20 protein-coding genes are annotated in these 24,402 nt (G+C 39.7%); 7 read left to right on the forward strand and 13 right to left on the reverse strand.

All coding sequences use genetic code 11. The features are described 5' to 3' along the window. Nucleotides 1–4 precede the first annotated feature (4 nt). The 5 genes from ACWXWT_RS01615 to ACWXWT_RS01635 all read right to left on the reverse strand — a co-directional run bounded on the left by ACWXWT_RS01615 (nt 5) and on the right by ACWXWT_RS01635 (nt 7,471). Nucleotides 5–1,063, reverse strand: coding sequence for a hypothetical protein (locus ACWXWT_RS01615; protein WP_456039880.1), 1,059 nt, complete (start codon nt 1,061–1,063; stop codon nt 5–7). A 530-nt stretch (nt 1,064–1,593) separates the two neighbouring features. Further along, nucleotides 1,594–3,483 carry an FUSC family protein gene (locus tag ACWXWT_RS01620; protein ID WP_456039881.1) on the reverse strand — a complete coding sequence of 630 codons (1,890 nt, stop codon included), beginning with the start codon at nt 3,481–3,483 and terminating at the stop codon, nt 1,594–1,596. Between the two features lie 11 nt (nt 3,484–3,494). Next, entirely contained in the window at nt 3,495–3,923 is a 429-nt protein-coding gene (locus tag ACWXWT_RS01625; protein WP_456039882.1) for a MarR family winged helix-turn-helix transcriptional regulator, read from the reverse strand. Between the two features lie 491 nt (nt 3,924–4,414). After that, complete coding sequence (locus ACWXWT_RS01630) at nt 4,415–6,406, reverse strand: TonB-dependent receptor domain-containing protein (RefSeq protein WP_456039883.1); 1,992 nt, start codon at nt 6,404–6,406, stop codon at nt 4,415–4,417. Between the two features lie 138 nt (nt 6,407–6,544). Then, complete coding sequence (locus ACWXWT_RS01635; RefSeq protein WP_456039884.1) at nt 6,545–7,471, reverse strand: LysR substrate-binding domain-containing protein; 927 nt, start codon at nt 7,469–7,471, stop codon at nt 6,545–6,547. Between the two features lie 290 nt (nt 7,472–7,761). Here ACWXWT_RS01635 and ACWXWT_RS01640 point away from each other — a divergent pair, with 290 nt between their 5' ends. The 7 genes from ACWXWT_RS01640 to ACWXWT_RS01670 all read left to right on the forward strand — a co-directional run bounded on the left by ACWXWT_RS01640 (nt 7,762) and on the right by ACWXWT_RS01670 (nt 13,969). After that, the gene (locus ACWXWT_RS01640) at nt 7,762–8,580 is read left to right on the forward strand and encodes a DUF3450 domain-containing protein (protein ID WP_456039885.1); all 819 of its coding nucleotides are present in this window, start codon (nt 7,762–7,764) and stop codon (nt 8,578–8,580) included. Beyond that, nucleotides 8,580–9,971 carry a MotA/TolQ/ExbB proton channel family protein gene (locus ACWXWT_RS01645; RefSeq protein ID WP_456039886.1) on the forward strand — a complete coding sequence of 464 codons (1,392 nt, stop codon included), beginning with the start codon at nt 8,580–8,582 and terminating at the stop codon, nt 9,969–9,971. Before ACWXWT_RS01640 ends, ACWXWT_RS01645 begins: the two co-directional genes overlap by 1 nt. After that, nucleotides 9,971–10,519, forward strand: coding sequence for a MotA/TolQ/ExbB proton channel family protein (locus ACWXWT_RS01650; protein WP_456039887.1), 549 nt, complete (start codon nt 9,971–9,973; stop codon nt 10,517–10,519). Before ACWXWT_RS01645 ends, ACWXWT_RS01650 begins: the two co-directional genes overlap by 1 nt. An 82-nt stretch (nt 10,520–10,601) precedes the next feature. Further along, entirely contained in the window at nt 10,602–11,006 is a 405-nt protein-coding gene (locus tag ACWXWT_RS01655) for an ExbD/TolR family protein (protein ID WP_456039920.1), read from the forward strand. Further along, nucleotides 11,006–11,668: a TonB family protein gene (locus tag ACWXWT_RS01660; RefSeq protein ID WP_456039888.1), complete on the forward strand. Its 663-nt coding sequence runs from the start codon at nt 11,006–11,008 to the stop codon at nt 11,666–11,668. The genes ACWXWT_RS01655 and ACWXWT_RS01660 overlap by 1 nt, the downstream gene beginning before the upstream one ends. A gap of 92 nt (nt 11,669–11,760) precedes the next feature. Further along, nucleotides 11,761–12,861 carry a tetratricopeptide repeat protein gene (locus tag ACWXWT_RS01665; protein ID WP_456039889.1) on the forward strand — a complete coding sequence of 367 codons (1,101 nt, stop codon included), beginning with the start codon at nt 11,761–11,763 and terminating at the stop codon, nt 12,859–12,861. Nucleotides 12,862–13,084: 223 nt separating this feature from the next. After that, a complete protein-coding gene (locus tag ACWXWT_RS01670) occupies nt 13,085–13,969 on the forward strand; it encodes a LysR family transcriptional regulator (protein WP_456039890.1) in 885 nt (294 codons plus the stop codon). A gap of 371 nt (nt 13,970–14,340) precedes the next feature. On the opposite strand, the gene ACWXWT_RS01675 is transcribed toward ACWXWT_RS01670, so the two are convergent. The 8 genes from ACWXWT_RS01675 to ACWXWT_RS01710 form a co-directional block, all read right to left on the reverse strand. Next, a complete protein-coding gene (locus tag ACWXWT_RS01675; protein ID WP_456039891.1) occupies nt 14,341–14,907 on the reverse strand; it encodes a chalcone isomerase family protein in 567 nt (188 codons plus the stop codon). A gap of 65 nt (nt 14,908–14,972) precedes the next feature. Further along, the gene (locus ACWXWT_RS01680; RefSeq protein WP_456039892.1) at nt 14,973–15,818 is read right to left on the reverse strand and encodes a hypothetical protein; all 846 of its coding nucleotides are present in this window, start codon (nt 15,816–15,818) and stop codon (nt 14,973–14,975) included. A 119-nt stretch (nt 15,819–15,937) separates the two neighbouring features. After that, nucleotides 15,938–16,915 (reverse strand): DUF5692 family protein, encoded by a 978-nt coding sequence (locus ACWXWT_RS01685; protein WP_456039893.1) that lies wholly within the window; start codon nt 16,913–16,915, stop codon nt 15,938–15,940. 340 nt (nt 16,916–17,255) lie between these two features. Next, nucleotides 17,256–19,085 (reverse strand): glutamine--fructose-6-phosphate transaminase (isomerizing), encoded by a 1,830-nt coding sequence (glmS, locus tag ACWXWT_RS01690; protein WP_456039894.1) that lies wholly within the window; start codon nt 19,083–19,085, stop codon nt 17,256–17,258. A gap of 29 nt (nt 19,086–19,114) precedes the next feature. After that, nucleotides 19,115–19,885, reverse strand: a complete 771-nt coding sequence (locus ACWXWT_RS01695; RefSeq protein WP_456039895.1) for a DeoR/GlpR family DNA-binding transcription regulator — start codon at nt 19,883–19,885, stop codon at nt 19,115–19,117. 185 nt (nt 19,886–20,070) lie between these two features. Beyond that, entirely contained in the window at nt 20,071–22,164 is a 2,094-nt protein-coding gene (locus ACWXWT_RS01700; RefSeq protein ID WP_456039896.1) for a TonB-dependent receptor, read from the reverse strand. Between the two features lie 270 nt (nt 22,165–22,434). Next, nucleotides 22,435–23,799: a bifunctional UDP-N-acetylglucosamine diphosphorylase/glucosamine-1-phosphate N-acetyltransferase GlmU gene (glmU, locus tag ACWXWT_RS01705; RefSeq protein ID WP_456039897.1), complete on the reverse strand. Its 1,365-nt coding sequence runs from the start codon at nt 23,797–23,799 to the stop codon at nt 22,435–22,437. Between the two features lie 139 nt (nt 23,800–23,938). Further along, the gene (locus ACWXWT_RS01710) at nt 23,939–24,367 is read right to left on the reverse strand and encodes a F0F1 ATP synthase subunit epsilon (protein ID WP_137224146.1); all 429 of its coding nucleotides are present in this window, start codon (nt 24,365–24,367) and stop codon (nt 23,939–23,941) included. Nucleotides 24,368–24,402: the final 35 nt, after the last annotated feature.

Raw genomic sequence — 24,402 nt, forward strand, 5'->3', positions numbered from 1 at the left:
CCAATTATCCCTTTCCACCAATCACCACTGTTCGTGATTTGTGTTCCATTTCTTTATACTCAGATTTACGGCACAGTTGATAATCTTCATGATTAACATCAATTCCATCACAGCGGCTAAAAGTGCTTTTGGTTGATTTTTTTGCCTGAGACAATAGCTTTCTATCACCATTTAGAGTGATATAGCGGCCTTGTTTTAATTGCTGGCGCTGTTGTGATAAATCAACAAAATCAGCATCTTGTGGCAATAAACCGATTAGATCCTCTGTCGAGTCACTTTGATTAAACTTGCCTTTACTGGAAATGGGATCGCTAATGAAATGGGCAAATCGACGACAGCTTAATAACAAATTGTCATTAACCTCTACTCCTGTCGCTTTTTCACTATAATCATTTGAATAACTTTCGGCAGAATAATGAATAACAGAGATATTATCGACAACATTTTCCAACACTTTTGCATAAGGCTGATTTAAACCAGCCTCAGCAGTTACCACGGCTATAGCTTGTTGATTATCGGTAATATTAACCGGTATTTTGTTCACATGGTGGGGTAATACTTTAAAGATAATCGCTCGCGCTTTTAAGTTTTTTTCTAGAAATATTTTTGCCTGTAACACATCATCCAATTGTTGGTTGGCAGATAAATCGATAACGTAAGCGTCTGCTTTATTTAACGCAAAACTAAACTCAGTCCATGTTAAAAGTTGTTTTGCGAGAACTCCTGAATACGGTTTTGAAGCGTCAATATAGAGTTGGCCATTATTCATCAAAACATTAAATGACAACCCAGAATATAGTGGAGAATATAATACTGTAAGTTGTTCTATTGTCGTAATACCACGGATGTCCAAATAGATATCTACTCCACAGTCAGCTGCATTAGCTGGCATTAATCGGCCTTGCCTATCTAGGGTTAAACCACGATCAAGGTAAGCTAACTGTGTTGCCAATAAAGGGGCTTGTTTATCTGCATGTGCAGGTAAAAAAGACAATGAGTTGTTCGGTGTATATTTAACAACAGGGGTTTTAGTACTACTGCATCCAAATAATGAAACTGCCACAAAGGTAAGCAATCCAAATTTCAAACTGCGAAATTGAAAGTTTGTCAAAATATCATCTCTTATTTTCGTTCAAAATAGACGCTTTAAAATGCTCAGTCATTTTTGATATAACATTTAAAACAGCAAATTAACGTAATGAAAATTAAGAATAATTAATTAACGGTTTTATTACAACTCTATTTGTAAACCTAGATCATATTACAGGCAGCTTTATGCAGCTACGATACGGTTATATAGAAGTGTAAGTCTGGTATACAAAAATAGCGGTAATCAATGAGAGGCTTAATGGCCTCATTATTCAAACATCAATAAAATGATAAAGCCATATAATGTCAGGGCTATAATACCAATAATTATCTGGTCATTTAGCGGGCGTTTTGCGCCTTCTAGGAAGTAATAAAATTGTGGGATAGTTGCTCTCGTCAACGACTCCTACGTTACTCTATATCCTGCACTCGACCGCCATGAATAGAAGAGATATCTTATTTCTTAAGGTAAAAATATACCATGCAGTCGCACATCAAAACATTTTATGTGTTTACTCCAGCCAGCAAATAAATAAGATCATCAGAAAGGTGTGACTTGTGATTAAACAGTTTTTCAAAACGCGTGTCACAGTATTTACCAGATAACATAGGCTCCACCAGTTGCGCTAATAGTGCTATTGCGGTTTCTTTTTGTGCCGCAGCAAAAGAGTCCATTGCTAACATTTTTCTGGTGCGACCAATAAGTTGGATCATTGACACAATATTTACAGCAACCATTAGCTGATCTGTTGAAAGTTGAGATTTAGTTTGGATTAATTTGAGCAATCGATGTTGGGCTCGAGAGTGAATAAATGCCATTTTTTGATCATTCCAATCAACGGTATAAATTCGCTGTAAATCATGCAAAATAGCAGCTTCAATTCTTGAGCTTCGCTTAGCGCCATTAGTTGGAAAAATCAGTAAAAAAGCAATATAAGCCACCAAAGTACCTCCAACGGCAGCAAGCCCTATCGGTAAATCGACAGATAATTGAAAATTGGCTGGATACTGTATATTCGACAAAAGCAGAAACATCATCACATAATCCATTGAACCAAGAAAAAACCGAGGCGATGATAAAGGAATAATAACTGGTAGAATCAAAAGTGCCATCCAGAAAACACATTCGGCTTCGTTGCTTGCTCCCACCCAAAAATAACCTTTTAATAATAAGCTGGCACTTAACCCCACTATTTGCCAGAGAAACATTCGCCCCATCATGCTCGCTGGAGCTTCAAAAGTAGAAAACAATGTCACCATGACAGAAGTGCCAAGCATGACAAACGCTCCAATAGGCGACGGGTTCCAATTCCAAAGTAATCCTATGGTTCCCAGAACAATAAAAGTGCGTAGCATTGCTTGTTTAGCCGCCACCCAATCGCGATGCAAAACCAACATATGATGCAGTTTGGTGCGTTCTATTTTGCCCTGCTTTTTATAACGAAGTCGCTCTATTAATGCAGTTTGAAGATCATTAAAGATTAAACCTAAATCATCGTTACCCAATGTGTTACAGATACTGTCGATACACTTTAACTCTGCAGCAATGCCCAAATCGTTTTCAATGACATAGGTTAGCTGTTGTAAAGAGGATTCTATCAAGGTCAGCTGTGTCATAACGGCACTAGAATTTAGGCGAGTCAATAATGAAACGTTGGAGTAAATAATTGCTCGTATTGAACGAACCGAACGACGAGAACGTAAAGAGCCTGCACTATGAGGTTCTAATAAGCCATCAATCATCGCGGCTTCTTTCACTAATGACGCAATGTTATCTGACGGAATGGATGAATGAACGGCTTGGGTGAGCAATGTAAAAACAGCATGTGTAAGCTGTTTAATACGAACGCTCATGACCTCTTCATTGGAGGCTTTAATAAACATTAAACCAACAGCCATCGCCGTTACCACACCAAGTGAAACGGTTAACATGCGATCTAGACCCAATGCATAAATATTCGAACCTTGGGTAATATCAAGTAAGGCAACTAATGATGCGGTATAACCACTCAGCAATGTAAGATAAGAAAATAAGCCATTGATAAGATTACCCGCTCCAGTGCAAAGCGTAATCCAAATAGTAAGACCGAGTGCAATATAGAGAATATCACCTTGGGAGGTGTAGATAATAATCACACCTACAATAGTACCAATTAGAGTACCTACTAACCGAAAAAGGCATTTTTCCAATAACATGCCTTTTCCTGGTTGCGATGCAGCCCAAACACTCATCGCAGCCCATTGTGGATGCTCAAGCCCTAGCAACCAACCACAGACTAACGCAAACCCAGACGCGATTGCGGTTCTAAATGCATATGTGAATAGATCTTTATCGAACTCTCCCCAGTGCTGGATCCGTTGTAACCATGACAAAAAAATACTCACCCTAGTCATATATTGCCTATTTATTCCGCTATGTTCGCTTCTAATATGTCTAAAACTTGATGGAAATTGGCCAATTGATCATCACTTATTCGAGACAAAATATCTGTTTCAATTTTAATCAGGTGTGAACGAACTTCTTTCACCTGCTCAGAGCCTGCTGCAGTTAAGTAAACTAATTTACTGCGCCTGTCGGTGTCGCAAATTTTGCGCACAATGTGCCCACGTTTCTCTAAGGTATCAAGTAAACGCACCTGTGCTGGGCCCTCAATACCAACAGATTTAGCTAACTGTTTTTGATTTACACCATCACCTAAATCATCCAAGTGAATCAATGGAACCCAAGTCACATCATTGATGCCATACCGTGAAAGATGTTGATCTAGATAGCGTCGCCATTGCCGCGATAAGGTTGAAAAGCGAATGCCAAACATGGCGCGATGATCATGCATAATTAGCTCGAATTCAAATAGTTTGAATACAAACTATAATGCTTTTTACACAAAAATCCAATCGCCGAGCGAAAAAAATTCAACGTCAAAGGTATTTAACCGTTCTCTAATGTGAATAATTTGATCACAATCAATTTAAAAATCTGATTATGTTAACGTCATCTGGCCAATATAAAATAAGGTCCGTAAACCGATGCTTTAATACCAACTATCCCGTTCCAATAATGTCAGGTCATTCTGCGCCTGCTAGCAAAGTAATAGAATTGGTATAAATCAAATTTTTAAGTTTAGGCACATTATTGATATAGAAAATGAGAGTGAAGTCATATTTGATATCTTGCTAACAAAACTAGCTGATAAAATTGAATAGGAAATACGTCAAATGTTGTTAGTTTGCCTTCCTTATACCCATTCTAATACTAATCTCATCGCTTAAGCCGAGTAGAAGGTAAATACTAGCTCTACCGAAGAAGAGCTAGTATTCGCCAAGTTTAGAATTTATATGATGCAGTGAGTTTATAGTTTCGACCTGGCTCATAGTCAGTAACACCAAGATCATGCGATGCATGAGAAGCGTAATGCTCATCAAACAAGTTTTCCACTGACGCTGTAATGCTCAAATCTTCAATACTTTTCGGGTTCCAATTTAAGCTAACATGATGAACGTTATAACCATCTTTGGCTTTATCTTCTTCAACATCTTTGTCCAGATCAAATATAATTTGGCTGGTCCAGCTTACATTTAGGCCTAAGTTAGGCATTTCGTAACCGACGTTGAATGCGAGGCTATCACCAACTTCATCATCGACCGCTTGACCAACAACAAAGCTACTGTCGCTATCAACCCGTGTAAATTCTGAATCTGAATGAGCATAACTCAAACGAGCATTCACACCACCACGGCGCATATTTAATACAGACTCGAAACCAACGATTTCAATATCACCATAATTACGGTAAGAAAGATCATCTTTCATACCAGCTTTACCCGTCATAACATCATCGATGTAATTATCGATATGGGTTTCAAACCCAGTAAACGAGAAACCAAGCAAGTCCAAGCCCATCACCTGTTGTGCTTGATAAGCTATTGCAGCCTCATAGTTCACACCTGTTTCGGGTTTCAAATCTGAGTTAACTTCCGACTCTGAAGCTAGGTAAGAACCGGTTAATGCCGGACCTTTAAATAGCTCTGTCGCACTGGCGCGAATGGTCCACTGCTCAGAAAACTCATACTTAGCCTGAAACGCAAAGATGGTGTCAGTAAATGTATCGTTTGACGCTTGCATATCAACTTTGTGATGGTTGTAACGCATCCCTGGAGTGACAAATAAACCACTCAATAATTCAATTTCATCTTCAGCATAAATAGCATAAGAATCAATTGTTTCCGTACTGTCAGCCCCTTGTGAATTTTTAACTGTCTCGCCATTTCTGATCTTTTCAGATTCTTCCATTTTGCCTTCAACACCATAACGGGCCGTATGGTACATGTTCGCTAATTCAACTGACGTTTCTGCAACCGTTTTCAAGCCATAAACAACCGTGTTGCCTTCGCTTACATCACCGGTATCGTTACTGGTAGTCTGATAATTCATCTCATTGCGATACAATGAAGTGCGTACATACGTATTATCCAGAGAAAACTCATGATTTAATGCAGCCGTTTCACGCGTGTATTCAATTGGAGTGATGTATTTTGAGTGGTCAAATGCTGGGCCCAGATTAGATTTCATGGTGTAGTCACCCGCATCTTTGTAAAAATCATAGCTAAGCTCAAAGCGATTAGCTTTGGTAGCATCCCAACCAAATTTCATCAGGTAGTTTTCGGTCTTGCCTTCTTCTCCAACTTTCTTCAAGCCATCGCCATCTTTCGAGTTATCACGATCAATGGCGCTATAGTAAGCTAAAGCATCAACTTCATCATTTAATTGAGAATATACTGTGCCGGAATAGTTATAGTAATCGTTAGACGCAAAGCCACTAAATACACGAGCGCCCACTTTTTGGTTTTGTTTAAGCAGATCTTTAGCATCTTTAGTCTCAAAGGCTGCCCCACCACCTAGACCACTGTTTAACACTGAATTATTTCCCACTTGGAGATCTACAGCTTGTAAAATGTCCGGGTTAATCAGCAGGTTGCCGACATGGTGAAACACGTTATTACTCTGGCTGGCACCATCAATAGTGATATTCAAATCTAACTCACTAACACCACGAATGTTGATGCCCTGATTCATAGAGTGAGTACCGCCAATATCCACTCCAGGTTGATCACGCAACAAATCGCTTAAATGGTCAGCCTGCTTAAGCTCAATATCCTCTGTCAGTAATGAAGAAGAATTAATTGCCGTTCCCCACACCTGTACGAGCTCAGTTTGGCTAGCAACCTGCTCTGCTGCGGTCGCAACCATAGGTAAGGTGCAAGCAGCGCAGATCAGCACAGCTAAAGGGTTAGGAGTGAAAAAAGGTTTAGTTAGCATACGGCTTCCTTGTTACATAAAAGAAATGCAATCGTTATTGATAATGATTCGCATTAAATCACAATGTGAAATAAATTAATCTTTATTTAGTATTCGAATGTTGAATTTTTATTATTTAATTAATGAATAACACATAGATTACTGGGGGGTATTTTTTGCGATATTTTTAAGCACTGTGCGTATCCAGATGCACATAGGATCATTATGAAAACGTTTATGCCAATAGAGCTTAAGTTCCTTATGTTGGGTAGTTAATGAGTCTGGCACTTCACGCATAACAAGATCTCTTTGCTTGCAAATTGATTCAGCATAACGCGTTGGCAAATGGAAAATAATATCGGTTGCTTCAGCTATGCCAGCAGCACACGAAAAATTAGTCAGTCGTACCGGTGTAGATACGCGGAAAGTACTGTCATCTTCTACTTGAAACCCAGAGCCTATGGATAACTGTTTATCTCCTTGTAGTGATATCTGACCAAACTGACAATGGCGTAAGTTGTCTACTTTAAGTGGTTTCTGGGCCAAAGGATGACGACTACTCATCACTAAACAAAAATCTCGCCGTAACAGGGGCATGCAGTAAAGATTCTGATCGATAACATGAGGAATATGACACGTTAATGCAAAATGACAGTCACCCGCATGTAACGCCGAAAAGTGGGGTTGTGGAATAGTATCAATTTCTACAACAAGGTTTGGTGCATGCTCCCGCACATATTTGAGTAACTGTGGCGCAATAAACTCCATCTGTGGTGACAGACCAAATAAACGAACCATTTTATTACTGGTTGCTGGGTCAAAGTCTTTGCCTTTTAAAAGGCCTTCTAAACCTGTTAATACCGTATTGAGTTCTAACTTAATAGATTGTGCCTTCGGTGTTAATTCATAACCATTCGCTGTTTTAACCAAAAGAAGATCATTAAACAGTTTACGCAGTCGGTTTAACGATCGACTCACCGTGGGCTGGCTAATGCTGAGTTGCAGAGCAGTATTTGAAACATGCTTCTCTTCTAATAAATGTTTTAGCGTAATTAACAGGTTTAGATCTATTTGATGCAAATTCATGTCGATTAACTCATAACGTATTGATACAAAATAATATTCTAAAATTATAAATAATATTAGTACTCGTATTACTCGATAACAGGTTTGATGGATAAAAATAGCTCAATGAGTTTTAGGGTAATAATTTCTTTGCTTTATCACTCATTTGCGATCTCCCCTCCAGCAAACAGCAATGATAATGATTACTATTGCTATAGTTTATTTTCTAGATTATCATACTTTGGCTTTTTGTATACGTTATACATTTGACATTTGTTTACACTTTGAAAGACAAAATAGAGATGATAAGGATGACTTCACACCATTACAGTGGTACAAAAACAACTGACAGCTACGGGTCGATATTTAAAATTGCCATAGCAGTAGTAGCATTAATAATCTCTTCAACGGCAATGGCTAACCCGGTAGCATTAGAACAGTCAAATCGCCTCGAAAAGACCATTACCCAACACGCTGCTGACACTCAGCAAGCCGTTGCGACAAGTCATCTTAACGCTGTGCAATTAGAAACTGAAATCACCTCATTACAAGCTGAGCTTAAAGAACTTGAAGTGTATAAAGCTCACCTAAATTCAATGATCCAAAGCCAATCCGAAGAACTCGAAAGTTTTGATGTTCAACTTGAAGAAATCGTTGAAACCAAAAAAGGCGTAGTGCCGCTAATGTATTCCATGTTGGAATGGTTAGAGCAACACATCGCGACAGATAAACCTATTCGTATTAATGCCAGACATGAACGCATCAACAAGCTTACCGCAATGATGCCAAGAGCAGATATTAGCGATGCAGAAAAGTTTCGTCGGATCCTAGAGACTTACCAAATTGAGCTTGAATACGGCTACAAACTCGGCAGTTACAATGCCGTCATGACACTTGACGAACAAAAACGGCAAACTGAACAATTGTACTTAGGTCGTACTGCATTGGTTGCACGTAGTGTTGATCGCCAACATTACTGGTCTTGGAGTAATACCAATAGACATTGGCAACCACTAGATATAAATGTGGGATTATATATAGATAAAGCCTTCGATGTGGCTAACAAACAAACCGCTCCCCGTTTACTCACTTTACCCGTGTCGCTCTCTGTTACAGAGGCAGCTGAATAATGCGCAGATCTATTATGACAATTCAATCTACTTTTGTTACCCCATTAGCGCTGATATTTGGGCTTTTTTTTAATATCAATGCAGCTATAGCTCAACAAGAAGAAGTCGCATCACCGGCACAATTACTGTCAATTACCCGTAGTGCACAACAGCAAGAACAACAGCATAACCAGGACCGTTTAAATCAATTTGAACAAACGGAAGCTCGTTTAACATCAGACTTAACCATGTTAAGGAAACGTGTTGCAGGACTAAAACATGAAACAGAGGTGTTAGCCGAAACCTTTCAGTTTAATGAAGAACGTTTAGCGAATAAAGAGAAAGCGCTTCATCTTGCAACGGGTAGTTTGGGAGAGTTATTTGGTGTTGTAAGACTGTCAGCAAAAGCGTTATTGCTTGAACAAAATGTCTCGGTATCAGCCATTAGCGCAAAGGATGACATTAAGGTTGTAGATACCATTGTTGCTGCCAAAACCTTGCCTTCAAAACATCAACTTTATGGTTTATGGCAAGCGTTTAAACAACAGATAACAGCAAGCGGCCAACAACAATTTATAACCGTTCCGGTGACAAAAAGAAGCGGTGAAACCCTGATTAAAAAAGTACTTCGAATAGGTGCAATAAGCTTAGCTGATGAGACGGGATACTTGTCATGGGATGGCACACGCTCAAGCGCTATGGCTTACGGTGTTCAACCAGAACTAAGGCCAAATAACGACATAATTCTCGATAATGCGCTATTGGATCTCGATGTCACCCGTGGTGATTTACTTAATCAATTAGCGCAAGCACCAACACTGTCACAACGACTTGAAAGTGGCGGTATTGTTGGCCGCGTTATTCTTGGTTTATTGATTATTGGTTTATTGATTGGCCTCGTTCAAGGGCTTCGACTTTTTAATATGAAACGCCAAGTGAGCCGACAGTTAAAACAGGTTGAACAGCCTTGTGATAAAAACCCTCTGGGACGAATTCTTTCCATTTATAAAGCAGATAACACCCCTAATACAGAGGCGCTCGAACTAAGGATTCTTGAGGCTGTAATGGATGAGCAACAAAGTTTAGAGCGTGGTTTATCACTGATTAAGTTGTTTGCCGCATTAGCCCCCATGCTAGGTTTACTTGGTACCGTAACCGGTATGATTGAGACATTCCAAACCATTACCCAATTTGGTAATGCTGATCCACGAGTGATGGCTGGCGGGATTTCTATGGCGTTGGTCACTACAGTCCTAGGGCTGATTGCGGCAATGCCATTACTACTTGTCAGCAACGTATTGAATACACAAGTTGAATCGATAAGAAACATTATTGAAAAGCAAGGTGTTGGTTTGGTTGCAGAGCGCGCTGAGCAGTCGCAAAAACAGAATGTAACGAATGAGGCAATGTAATGGAAGTCCTTGCCAATTTAGCCTTAACATTCTCTGATTTTGGTCCGATTGCGGCAATTAATGCCTTTATGTATCGCGGTGGCCCAATTCTTTGGTGGCTTGCGGGATTAGTTGCGCTGTTCTGGGTTTTAGCATTAGAGCGTATCTGGTATTTTGCGGTGATTTTTCCTCGGGAGCAACATGGCTGGGCGATGTATTGGCAGCAACGTACAGACAAAGTGTCTTGGTATGCACGAGCACAGCGCACTCGCTGGTTAGATGAAGCAGAACAAAAACTTAACAGCAATTTACCTTTGATTAAGCTAATTGTGATGCTGTTTCCTATGTTAGGCCTGCTTGGAACAGTAACTGGCATGATCTCCGTATTTGATGTGATTTCACTGCAAGGAAGCGCAGAACCTAGGTTGATGGCATCGGGCATATCGATGGCGACGTTACCGACAATGGCCGGGATGGTTGCAGCACTTACCGGCATGTTTGTATATTCACGGCTTAACAGTATTAGTGAAAAACGGTTGGTTCACCTTGAACGTTTGATGAGAACTTAGTTATTCGTAAACGAAATACATCTTCAATATCAAATAGACCATTCACGAATAAATATAAACACAAATACAGAAAAAAAAGATGATGAGATTAGGGCAACGAAAGCGCAATCAAGAAGAAGCACAAATAGATATGACATCCATGTTGGATATTGTATTTATCATGTTGATATTTTTTATCGTGACCAGTTCATTTGTACGCGAATCTGGAGTAGAAGTTAACCGCCCTACAGCATCAAATGCCACCAGCCAAAAAGATGCGGGGATCTTTATCGCGATCACTAACAACAACGAAGTGTATATCGATAAACGCCTAGTTGATGTTGAACGCGTACAGGCAACTCTAGAGCATTTAATGATAGAGCAACCTGATGCCACATTAGTTATTCAAGCCGATAAATTTGCATACAATGGCACGGTTGTTGGTGTCATGGATGGCGCGAAAGGGGCTGGAATTAACAATATTGCATTAGCCACAGAGTCTAAATAATGCGTCGTATATTGCTTATCATTCCTTCCGCGTTGATATTTACGGTGGTTATTTTTGGCTTTATTGCTTGGTTAGTTGAGCCAAGTAATGACAATATGCCTGAGCCACAGTCTGCATTGCGTTTTGATGTTATACAGATAGAAGCAGATGATGAAGCCCAGCGTCGGCAACGTAAGTTACCAGAACCACCACAAAAACAACTTATGGCCCCCACCCCTCAATCGCAAGCAAGTGCTGAACAATCAAAAAGTATATCCACAGATATGCCCAATGCACCTGAGATAAGTATGGATGTTGCGGTCACAGGGCTTAGTCTCAATATTCCTATCTCCTCACAGCAAACGGATTTGAACTCAACATTATCGTCGCCAACCTCCATCGGACAAAGTCAACAAATTATGCCGCTGCACCGTGTCGAGCCACGTTATCCAACACGCGCATTAAAACGTAAGATCGAAGGGTATGTCACTCTGACGTTTGTTATTGATGAAAAAGGTAACCCTCAAAATATTGAGGTTTTGGATGCAAACCCAAACCAGATATTTGATAGAGAAGCGATACAAGCGCTGAAACGTTGGAAATATCAGCCAAAAATGATCAATGGTGAACCCGTATCGCAGTTAGGGCAAAGCGTTAGACTGGAGTTTAAATTACAAAAATGATGAATCTAATACGAACACTTTGTTATGCGTCATGCTTAATATTTAGCTATTCGATAACGGCTACAGAATTAAGCTCAAATATTGATAAATCAATGAACAAAGCTTTTTGGTTAGAACAAGAGGGAGATGCGCCTGCTGCAATAGCATTATTAAATACATTAACTCCGCATCGAAAATATGATCGAGCATACATTGAACGGATGTTAGGGATCCTATATTGGCAAACAGAACAATCAGAGTTAGCACAAACTTCTTTAACCAACGCAGTCTCGGCAAACGTATTACCTACCGATATACAACAAAAAACACGCCGCATGCTTGCCGATATTTTATTGGTAACGGGTCAATACGACCCAGCCCTTTCACACTATCAACATTTAATCAGTCATATTGTTGAAAATAGTACAACTAATGTTGATAGCACATTGTTACTGACAGAACTGTGGTTTCGCGTCGCACAAGCCAATTATCAGGCTAAACACTGGCAACGGGTACTCTATTCACTTAAGCAATATCAAGTGTATCAACCTAGCTTAGCTGCTGCTCAGTTGACCTTACGCTTAGGTGCGGAGTTATCACTTTCAGATTGGACATCTGCATTAACGACAGTGTCATCGTTAAAACAATTAGAACCAACCAAGGCAACATGGTGGCAGCAACAAACAGGGCTGTTTCTTCAGCATAAACAATATGCGAATGCATTAGCGAATATGAAACAATATCAGCGTGCAGGCTTTAATTTAACCCAACCAGAATATAGAACCATGGCAAGGTTGTATGCAAACCAAAAAGTACCTGAACTCGCAGCACAAATCTATCATGAATCAATCCTCAATAAGCAGCCACAGGACTGGGCCGAAGAAGCTCGCTACTGGACGCAGGCAAGGCAATGGAATTTGGCATTAAATGCCTGGAAAGTAACAAGTGAACAAGATAGCCAATATAAAAAAGAATATGTGCAGCTATTATTACAACAACAGCATTACCAGAAAGCATTAACCGTGCTGTCAAACATATCATCGCCAGAACAACGATATATTTTAGCTCGTGTTGAGGCTTATTATCATCTTGCCGATATTACCAATGCAAAAAGAGCTGCGCTTGAAGCGTATAATATGCAACCCAATACCGAATCTAAACAATGGATAGCTTATTTAGAGCAGCACGAAAAACAAATAGCAGAAAAAATCTAGTCCTATACACACCTGTATTAGTAGATCTAAATGGAGATAAATTCGCCCTTCGGCCCAGTATTTCTTAGCGCGGGCATACGTAATGACCATTAAACATGAATTAAACTCAATAGTAGAAGATCGGGCTCACAATTAGAGTATATGCCCTAAGGCGTTTTAACCAAATAATACCTCAAAGGAGGTAGTATAAGCAGTAAGTGATTTATAGATTGGACAACAAGCTATGCCTAGTTTAGATGACCTTCAATTATTTGCTTATACCGTGCAATACAAAGGAATTAGCGCTGCCGCAACAAAATGTAACTTACAAAGAAGCAAGGTAAGCCGACGACTTCAAGAACTAGAAAAAAGATTAGGGTATCAGTTACTTATACGCACAACCCATAATATTGAGCTAACGGAGCATGGGAAATGGTTATATGAGCAAGTTGCTTCACGTCTTAATGCCGTTGAAACGGCAATGTCGCATCTAGAAGAACAAAATAGAGAGCCGAAAGGTAAGCTGCGAATGGCAATCCCTCCTGTTTTAGGGGTAACAGAGTTTTTTACCAATGTGATTGAAATGTACACCAATATATATCCCGGTGTTCACATAGAAATTGAGCACCAAAAACAAGCGATTGATCTGATCCGCACCAACACAGATATTCAGGTATTACCTGCATATTGCCCACCACTTAATGATGACTATGTTCAACAATATTTTCTTGAACTCCCTTGCTGTATGGTCGCGAGCGCTGCCTACCTTCAAAAAATGGGCAAACCCGACACAATTGAAGATCTGGACAACCATAAATTACTAGGAAATCGATATTGCAAAATGTGGTTGCCAGGACACATCGACTACTATGTGTATAGCGAAGATCTCCATCTTTTGCGAAATTTAGCAAGAGATGGCAAGGGGATTATTATTTTGCCAACAGTGATGTTAAAAAACGGCATTGAAGAAGGGGAATTTCAGCAATTACTATGTCACCACCGTTTACCCGATTTAAAAATCACCTTGGTCTACGCTGCTCAGCCATACCTATCGCGAAAATGTAAAAAAATGGTGCAACTACTTAGAGAGATGGTTGTTGAAAAAGGGGTTATAAGCTACCCGTCTTAAAATTTTAGTTTAATACAACAAACACTTAAAAATATTTAGCAGCCCATTTGGGGCTGCGCATTTGGCATATTGCAGCATTATCGCTTACACCTGTAAAATAATTAATGCCATAAACTCAGCTTAGTTCAACATTTCCCACATACTGCTGCAAGATTTACAGCAAAAGTTCAATCAGCCCTAAATAAGTGATGAGGGATAAATATCCTTATTTATCCCAAAGGTTAATTAAGATGGCATCTCTAAAATGAATACAGTATTGTTGGCGATAGAAATGACATAGATTAACGACTCCGTATCGATATTATTAGTTATAAAAGATACGTTTTGCCTGTTAGCCCCATCGCCAACTCATACTACTGCTTTAATTTTAGTTAGCCTTTTAGCATATCTTTTTTAAGTTGTTTGTCAGTAGGTTTGTTACCCAGCCAAATCAACATCAGAGCTTTACGAAACGCTTCGTCTTGCGTAAAAGAAAGTTGCTTACCATTTTTGTAGCTATAAACACCTTCTTTGGGAATGCTCACCAGTGTAAATTGGTCGCCTTTTTTAATCTCTTCAGCAAACGTGAATGAAACAAAGTTTTGAATACTTGCATTAATAGCAGAGGTATCACCATCGGTAGCCAGATTAAAACCGTCGTTTAGTGCATTAGTGAGCTTTTCTGAAGTTATCATTCCAGACGTTATGTTTAGACGGATTGCGCCAGGCATATCACCATCTACAATGGGTTTTGCTTCATGGGTTTGTTTTAATGTAAATAAAGACCCTACGTATAAATCCATAAAAAATTTAGAACGAACACCTGCACCATTAAGCAGCATAACTTGTTCGTTGGTTGTAATCGTCTCTGGTACATTGACATCGGCTATTGTTTTAGCCCAACCAGTGGATGATATGAGCGTTAAAAATGCAGACGCTAAAATTAATTGTTTTTTCATTATTATTTTCCATCCAGTTTATTTAAAAACTAAAAATGATTTAAAAACTAAAAGGTGTTGTCTTATTAGAATGCGTAGTTGTATTCAACCCATAACTTGTCAGAGCTGCCACTTTCTGAATATGAGTGATAATTAAGGCGTAAGTTTTGAGTATTAGTGATCTGATAACCTAAAGTGAGTTCAATTTGTTGTGGGCTAATTTGTAAACCACCGTTAGCAATACTCTCATCCCAGCTCTTACCACTTATTTCATCGGTATAACTCCAAGCACCCAATAACCACCAAGTGTCATTGAATTTGTAGCGAGCATAAACCTTAGTTGAATACACTATAGAAGCAATATCAATACCACTACTCGACATATTTGTTACCGCCTGAGGAATACCAACGGCTGCAGCGGTTGTATCACTAAAGTTGTTTTCAACGATGACACCGCCAACCAATATGACGGGCCATATATAACCATTGTCTCCAACAGGAATAGTCGCTAACGCACCGGCTTGAATTATGCTAGTTTGACCAAAAAATGGATGATCTTTCACAACAGCGTCAATCATATATCCCAAGCCATTTTTGGTATTTAATGAACCATAGCGAAGGCGATAGTTTGTATTAGTTGTCTCATTATTCATGGTGACGGCACCGGATTGTATTCCCGAAAACTGAGGGTCACCCCCTTCTTGATCTGTAATATCGTTTGCTTCTAATATAAGGCCTGTTTTACGATCGGATCCCGCCTCTGAAAGCATATACATCGCTTTTAAATTAATACCTTTATTACCATAGCCAACACCAAGAGCCGTGTAAGCTTCAGTCGGGCTAGACATGTCTATCTCTTCTTCCTCTGCCGATAATGCATAATTTGACGTTAATGTTGCGGTAATCGTTAGCGCTAAAAGATACTTATTCATCAGTATTTACTCCGTTATTAGTAAAATGTTTCTTAAAATTTTTACAGCCATGTACTAGTTGAGGCTTGGTGATGCCTCAACCAGTGGAGATTAAAAAAGTGGTGATATTAGGATTTTGTTTATGAAGCTGTTGTAGGGTTGTTTATTCCAACGTTTGCTGGAGCGACATACCCTTTTTTTAATACAGCGACTTCATTGTAGGCAGGTAAATCTGTGTAAATTTCGTCACGAATGGCACTCAGTTTTCTACTTCTGATACGACGGAATTGGTAAACAAATACCGCAACGTTAGCGATAAAGCTCAACATAGAAACAATCCACAATGCTTCTACACTTCCAGACGATTTAACGGCAAATTGAGACGAGTCGACAAATGATGGGAATGTCATAACAAACATCATCCAGAAGGCAAGAGTGTGCGCTCTATGTTGTAACCAAGCTCCCTTTTGAATAAAAAAGGCTGGAATGGTACATGAAATAAGTAGTGCGGCTCCCGCATAGAAAGAATGGTCTGGTACACAGTTGTATACGTAGGCAAAATTCCATAAATCGTAGGCAATGATCCAAAACCAAAGCATATCGGGCCAAAGCATATCTTTAGACTTTTTACTGCTAACAAAGATACCAACCCAACCACATATCGTGACAATGTTTAAAATCCCAGCTACACCGTTAAAGAGGTTCCATAATCCACCTTGGATCATCATGCCATCGTGAAGACTCGGTAAACCGAAACTGGATACCTGAAAATCACGTAGTACGGCCTCAAGAATGTTGATGCCAAGAATAAACGCGGGAAAGAAGAGCATATATTTATTGTTCACAGCTCCTTTGATATAACGAAGAGCCATAAAACCAAGACAACCGGCTAAACATGAGTAGACTTTAGCCCAGTGGAACCATGTACCAACGGTTGAACCTTCTGCTGATGTAGTGTCTTGCCATACGGTAAAAGTGAGCACTAAAGGAAGTATGATAAAACAGGCAATACCTGCCCACATACTGCGTCTGGATATTTCGTTCAGGATGATTAATCCTGCAAGTACCGCGAACCATGCTGCGATGGTGTGCGGCTCTAAGGACTCAAATAAAAACATAGTTATACCTCATAAAGTTATATAAACATCTCTAAAAAACAAATAATTTCAAATGGATACAAAATTAATTTCGCAATTAGAGTATAAAATCTATATTAGTTCAGTATGGGGACATCTAGTAGAGTGTAATATGAGCTGTAAGTGACCTATAAATAGGACAACAAACCAATAACCTTAAAATAACAGGCTAAGTATTGCGTTATAAAATGGATAACATCCGTTAACAGGTGTGACTCAAATTGATGCAAAAAAAAGCGACCACTCAATGAGTTGGTCGCTTTTTCAACGTAAAATTAGTTGCTAACGTTTCAGTTAATCACATTTCTATACTTTAATTAACTTATTCAACAGTAACAGATTTAGCTAAGTTACGAGGTTGATCTACGTCTGTACCTTTAATTAATGCCACATGATATGACAATAGCTGTAATGGAATTGTGTAGATTAATGGTGCCATAAACTCATCGCAATGTGGTACTTGAATAACCTTCATGGTGTCGTCTGACTCAAACTCAGCGTCAACATCGGCAAACACATACATTAACCCACCACGGGCACGAACTTCTTCTACGTTTGATTTAAGTTTTTCGAGTAATTCGTTATTAGGAGCTACAACGATGACAGGCATATCAGCATCAATCAAAGCCAATGGGCCATGCTTTAGCTCGCCAGAGGCGTATGCTTCTGCATGAATATACGAAATTTCTTTTAACTTTAATGCACCTTCCATCGCAATAGGATATTGATCGCCACGACCTAAAAACAATGCATGCTGTTTATCGGCAAAGTCTTCTGCTAGTTCTGCAATAGCATCGTCTAGACCAAGAGCTTGTTCAACTTTTGCAGGCATTGATAGCAGACTTTGAGTGATGGCCGCTTCCATGTCGCTAGACATGCCATTATGACGACCAATAGCCGTTGTTAGCATTAATAAACCTGCAAGTTGTACGGTAAAGGCTTTCGTTGATGCTACACCAATTTCTACACCTGCTTTCATCATGTAAGCCATGTCTGACTCACGGACTAATGATGACCCCGCAGAGTTACAGATGGTTAGAGTAGCTTTGTAACCCATCTCTTTTGCAAGACGCATGGCAGCTAAAGTATCTGCTGTTTCACCAGATTGTGAAATAGTCACCAATAAGCTGTTAGGAAATAAATGTGATTTGCGGTAACGGAATTCTGATGCTATTTCAACGTTACAAGAAACGCCAGCCCAATCTTCTAACCAATAACGCGCTGCCATACCTGCATGATAACTGGTTCCACAGGCTATTATTTGTACGTGTTTAATGTCTTTTAACAGCTCGGCCGCTTTTTCACCAAAAGCAGAATCAAGCACTTTACCACCAGCAATCCTACCTTCTAATGTATGAGCAATAGCCGTTGGTTGTTCGTAAATTTCTTTTAGCATGTAGTGACGGTACTCACCTTTGTCACCAGCATCATGAGTTACTTCAGACTCTTTTACTTCACGCTGAACAGCATTGCCGTTTACGTCAAAAATATTGACTTCGCGACGGGTAATTTCGGCAACATCACCTTCTTCTAAAAACGCAAATGAACGCGTTACAGGTAATAGTGCGAGCTGGTCTGAAGCAACAAAGTTTTCACCCAAGCCATAACCAATCACTAACGGACTACCACTACGGGCAACAACCATACGATCGCAGTCTCGACGGTCGATAACCACAGTGCCATAAGCACCTTCAAGTTGTTTTACCGTGGCTTGAACCGCCAACAATAAACTTGCTGCGGTTTTTAATTCATGATGTACAAGATGACAAATAACCTCAGTGTCTGTATCTGATGCAAATATATAACCTTGACCTTGGAGCATATCACGCAGTTTATTGTGGTTTTCAATAATGCCATTATGTACAACAGCAATATCACCTTCAGACAAATGGGGATGCGCATTGCGTTCGCTTGGCTCACCGTGAGTAGCCCAACGAGTATGGGCAATACCTGTTCCACCAGCGAGTGGCGTTGTTGTAAGCGCTGACGACAATTCTTGTACTTTACCAAGACGGCGAGTACGACTTAACTCACCTTGATGGATAACAGCAACACCGGCTGAATCATAACCACGGTATTCAAGACGGCGTAAACCTTCCACTAAGATTTCTGCAACATCCCTTTGCGCCACAGCACCTACGATTCCACACATGATATTTTCCTTTATTGTTTCAATTTAGTTTAGTTTGCGTACGGCGCGAGGATAACTCTAACGCCATGCGCTGAAATGGTGTCTACCGCATCTTGAGTTATATTGTCATCGGTAACTAATACATCAATAATCCCCCAAGGAAGCTCTAGATTTGGGATCCGTCGACCAATTTTAGTCGACTCGAGTAATACCACGACTTCACGAGACATTTCTGCCATCACTTTACTTAAGCCTGTGAGCTCATTAAACGTGGTGGTACCTCGGTTTAGATCAATGCCGTCAGCACCGATAAACAGCTGATCGAAATTATATGAACGTAATACTTGCTCAGCTACTTGCCCCTGAAAAGACTCTGAATGAGGGTCCCAAGTGCCACCGGTCATCAATAATGTCGGCTCATTTTCAAGCTCGTGAATGGCATTGGCCAACTGTAGTGAGTTGGTCATCACCACTAAGCCACGTTTGTCATTGAGTTGCTGAATAATTCCGGATGTCGTGCTACCACTGTCGATGATGATTCGATTATGGTCGCGGATCAGCTCAGCGGCTTTAGCGGCAATAGCTTGCTTATTTAAAGACAGTTTATCATTAGTAATTTGAGTCATTTCTTGTGGTACAGACACTGCACCACCGTAACGTCGTAACAATAGACCATGGGTTTCAAGCATGGCTAAATCTTTACGAATAGTGACTTCTGAAGTGGCAAATAGATTCGCCAGCTCATCGACACTGACTTCGTCTTGCTCATTAACCAATTTAATGATCGAATGGCGACGTTGTTGGGTGTTACGTTTGGTCATTTAAATTAACTATCTTTCACATAAGTTTCGAAGCGAAAGATATTTTAGCATCAAATGAAACTTTATCTAGATATTATCACTCTAAAATTGAAATAAAAGTACAAAAAAGCCTCTGACGTATGCAGAAGCCTTTAATTGATTAATCAATACACGTTAGCTTTTAAAATATAAAACCTTCGTTAATATTAAAATTTAACCTCGGCGGCAACACTGAAATTCCGGTCTTGGCCAATGGTGACCATATTATACTGACCACCTTCAATATAGTCGGTATCGAATAGATTTCTGACATTGGCGCGTACACTGACGTCTTTCCCCATAACATCCATAGTATAGGCTGCGCCGATATCGAAACGGATATAACCGTCTTTACTAATACTGTTATCGGTGTTGGCAAAACGCTCACCAACATAGATAGCACCAAAGTTTATCGCAAAGTCTTCGGTCATTTCATAGCGAGTCCAGATATTAGCCGACCATTCCGGCGCATCAACGGGTGTTTTACCTTCACGTTCATCACCCGTGTGATATTCAGCATCAAGGTACATCATTGAAGATGTCATAAACCAATTGTCACTTAACTGACCTTGAGCGCCCACTTCAAATCCACGATGTTTCTGCTCACCACCTTGGGTAGTGATATCAGTATAGGAATCTATTGGAGTCGGTAATACTTCAGATATTGTAATATTCTCAACAGTGATATCAAATACAGCCGCAGTGAGTAATAAGCTATCGTCAAACAGTTCCCATTTGGTACCCACTTCGTACTGAATACCATATTCAGGTTTTAAATCCAGTTCATCGTTAACGTCAAATTGATTATTAACAGCACCTTGTGGAGTAAAACTTTTTGAATAGTTAACGTAAATACTGCCATTTTCTATTGGCGAGTAAATAGCCCCAAACTTAGGCGATACCGCATAACTGTTCTGACCTAAGCCGTCTTTCTTTTGCTCGTCATAACGTACACCAGCAAGCAACTTCCAATGTTGGTTTACGGTCATTAAATCTTGTAAATAGAAACCATAATATTTGTATTCGCTCGGATCACCTTTGCTACTTAGATGATAATCAAGATCAGGCTTAATAACTGACTGCCCAGGAATAACGGTTTGGCTTGTTCCACGCTGGATCTGTTGTTGATAGAAATAATCTAGATAGTTTGCACCTATCAATAACTGGTGTTGAACTCCTGCAAAATCAAACTCGCCAGTAAAATCGATATAAGCGGTTTTATGTTGCCAGTCATCATAGCGATCAAATGGTTTAATGCTGTAACCGTTGCTAAAAGGAGCAGTGGTATATTGTGGCGCAGAGTCGAAACGTTGACGATTGAATTGCTGATCGTTATAACCGGCTTTAATTTTCCAGTCGTCACTAATATGCCAAGTAAGATCTGCACCTAAATTTGAAACCGTATTATCGGTAAAAGCCCAAGGAGCATCCCAAATAGTTTTATTATTGCCTATAACATTACCTTGAGAGTCTAACCAACCACCCGCATCAATACCGGCTTTATCTTGAGTGTGATCGTATTTAACAGACAGCAATACATCATCGGTTAAATCAAATTCCATATTAAGATAACCTAACCAACGATCACGCTCTTGGTTTTCTTCTGTGGTTGAATATTCACGCCAATATGTTGTGTCTTGCTTTACTAACACACTACGATAACGAATACTTTGGGCATCATTTAAGCTACCTCCAGCATCAATCTGTGCACGGGTCGAACCGTAACCATCAGTGTCGACACCTACATTAAGCATAGAATCATAAGTTGGTTTTTTGGTGATCATATTGACCAAACCACCAGGACCAGATTGGCCATATAACATACTAGAAGGACCTTTCAGCACTTCAACTTGTTGCAGGGTTTCAATAGGTTGTATGTAGTGAGACCATTGCTGGTGGCCATTAATTAAATAACCATTACCAGAATCTAATTCAAAGCCACGGATACTGAAAACCTGGCGGTTCCAGCGTGTAGTCCCTGCCGTTACACTTGAATCATTCACTAATACTTCAGCAAGATTAGTTGCCAATTGTTCATCGGTAACAAAATCAGGAATAACATTGACTGACTGAGGGGTATCCATTAGGTCGATATCACCGCGCATAGCACCAGATGCTGTACCGACTTTATAATCGTTAAAAGTTCGACCCGTAACATTAATACGTTCTATGTTTGTATCATTAGATACTTCAGCCATTACCGGCATCGTCATTAATGCTGAACCAACAGCTAAACCTATAACTGAATATTTAAATACCATTTACCACTCCTCAATGAAACCTCTACTCCAATAAACGAGAGAAATATAAATGAGAAGTGTTTCTATTTAAACCTCTTTTTTAATATTTACAACTAACTTTGATATAGATCAAAATCATATAAAAAACAATGAATTGAATTAACACGCTAAAATGAATCTAAGCTTAATTTATCTCTTATTGGAAATTTTATTTGGTAAGTTTAATATTTATAATCTTTAAAACAATAAAAAAGCGACCAATGGCCGCTTTAGAATAGTCAGAATAAAAATCTACTTTTTGATTTTAATCGGCCGTTGCCAACCTGTAATGTGGCGTTGTTTAACACGCGTTATCACCAGTTCATTTTCAGCAACATCTTTGGTTATGGTTGAACCCGCACCTAATGTAGCATGTTTACCAATTGTCACTGGTGCCACTAGTTGGGTATCACTACCAACAAATACACCATCTTCAATAGTGGTAATAAACTTATTGGCACCATCGTAGTTACAGGTAATAGTACCGGCTCCAATATTAACACCAGCGCCAATATGTGCGTCGCCTAAATAAGCTAAGTGGCCCGCTTTAGATCCTTTACCTAATACACTCTTTTTAATTTCAACAAAGTTGCCAATATGGGCATCTTCTTTAAGTTCAGCTCCTGGGCGTAAACGGGCAAATGGTCCTGCACTTGCAGATTGTCCAAGCTTAGCGCCTTCTACAATTGTATAAGGTTTAATTTCTGCATTATCAGCAATGTCGCAATCAATCAAAATAGCACCTGCACCTATTGTTACGTTATTACCTAAAGTGACTTTACCTTGAAAAATAACGTTAACGTCAATCATTACATCCATACCAACCGTTACGTTACCACGAATATCAATACGGGCTGGATCACGCAAATTAGCACCTTCAAGCATTATTTTTTCAGCTGCTCGGGCTTGGTAAGCGCGCTCCAACTGCGCAAGTTGTACGCGGTTATTCGCGCCTTCGACTTCGATAGCTGATTGCGGTTGTGAGGTGGTAATTTCAACACCATCGGCATTAGCCATCGCGATAATGTCAGTTAAATAATATTCGCCTTGAGCATTGTTGTTAGATAAACGATTTAACCATGCTTTTAACTGCTTACCTGGTACCGCCATAATACCGGTATTCACTTCATTTATTTTTAACTGTTCAGCATTGGCATCTTTTTGTTCAATAATTCCGACTACGTTACCATGCTCACGCATGATACGGCCGTAACCAGTAGGGTTTGGTAAATTGACAGTCAAAATAGCTAAGCCGTTAGTTGGGCGTACTGCGAGTAATGACTCTAAGGTTGATTGCTGGATAAGCGGTACATCACCATAAAGAATTAATACCGTATCATCTTCATTAATATTCGGCGTTGCTTGGGCAACCGCATGGCCTGTACCAAGTTGTTCCGCTTGTAATACCCAATTTAATGCTTGCTCACCTAAAGCAGCTTGTAATTTATCAGCCCCATAGCCATAGACTAATTGAATAACTTGCGAACCAAGTGAATTGGCTGTGTCGATAACATGCTGAACCATACTTTTATGGGCTATGGGATGCAGTACTTTAGGCAGATCTGAGCGCATCCGAGTTCCTTTACCTGCAGCTAAGATCACAACATTTAACGACATTGAGCATTCCTTTAATGAACCGATAGAGATTTGCTGACATTTTAACGGAATACGAACGAAAGGGAAAACACAGCGAGGGATTTAACCAATAAAAAAGGCGACTCATAAAGAGTCGCCTTTTAAGCGTCAAATAATCAGATTATCTGGTGATATTTTTTTTGATGCATTCAACAACACGTAATTGAGCCATAGACTTGGCTAACTCGATTACTGCAGCTTCATAATTGAAGTCAGATCCCGCGTTAGCAATTGCTTGCTCAGCATGTTCTTTGGCTGCTAAAGCAGCTTTTTCATCAATATCATCGGCACGTAATGCTACATCAGCAAGCACTGAAATTGCAGTAGGTTGCACTTCAAGTAAACCACCTGATAGATACAACACTTCTTCACTGCCATCTTGCTTGATAAAGCGCGCCATACCAGGCTTGATTTTTGTTAGTAACGCAACATGGTTAGGCATAATACCTAACTCACCTTCAGCACCAGTAACTTCTAAAAAGCTAACTTGGCCGTGGTAGATGCTATTTTCTGCACTAACAATATCAAGTTGGACTGTTTTGGCTGCCATCAAGTTCTCCTTAAAGAACTAAGCTTTACGGCCTA

Source organism: Shewanella sp. A22 (assembly GCF_053850585.1).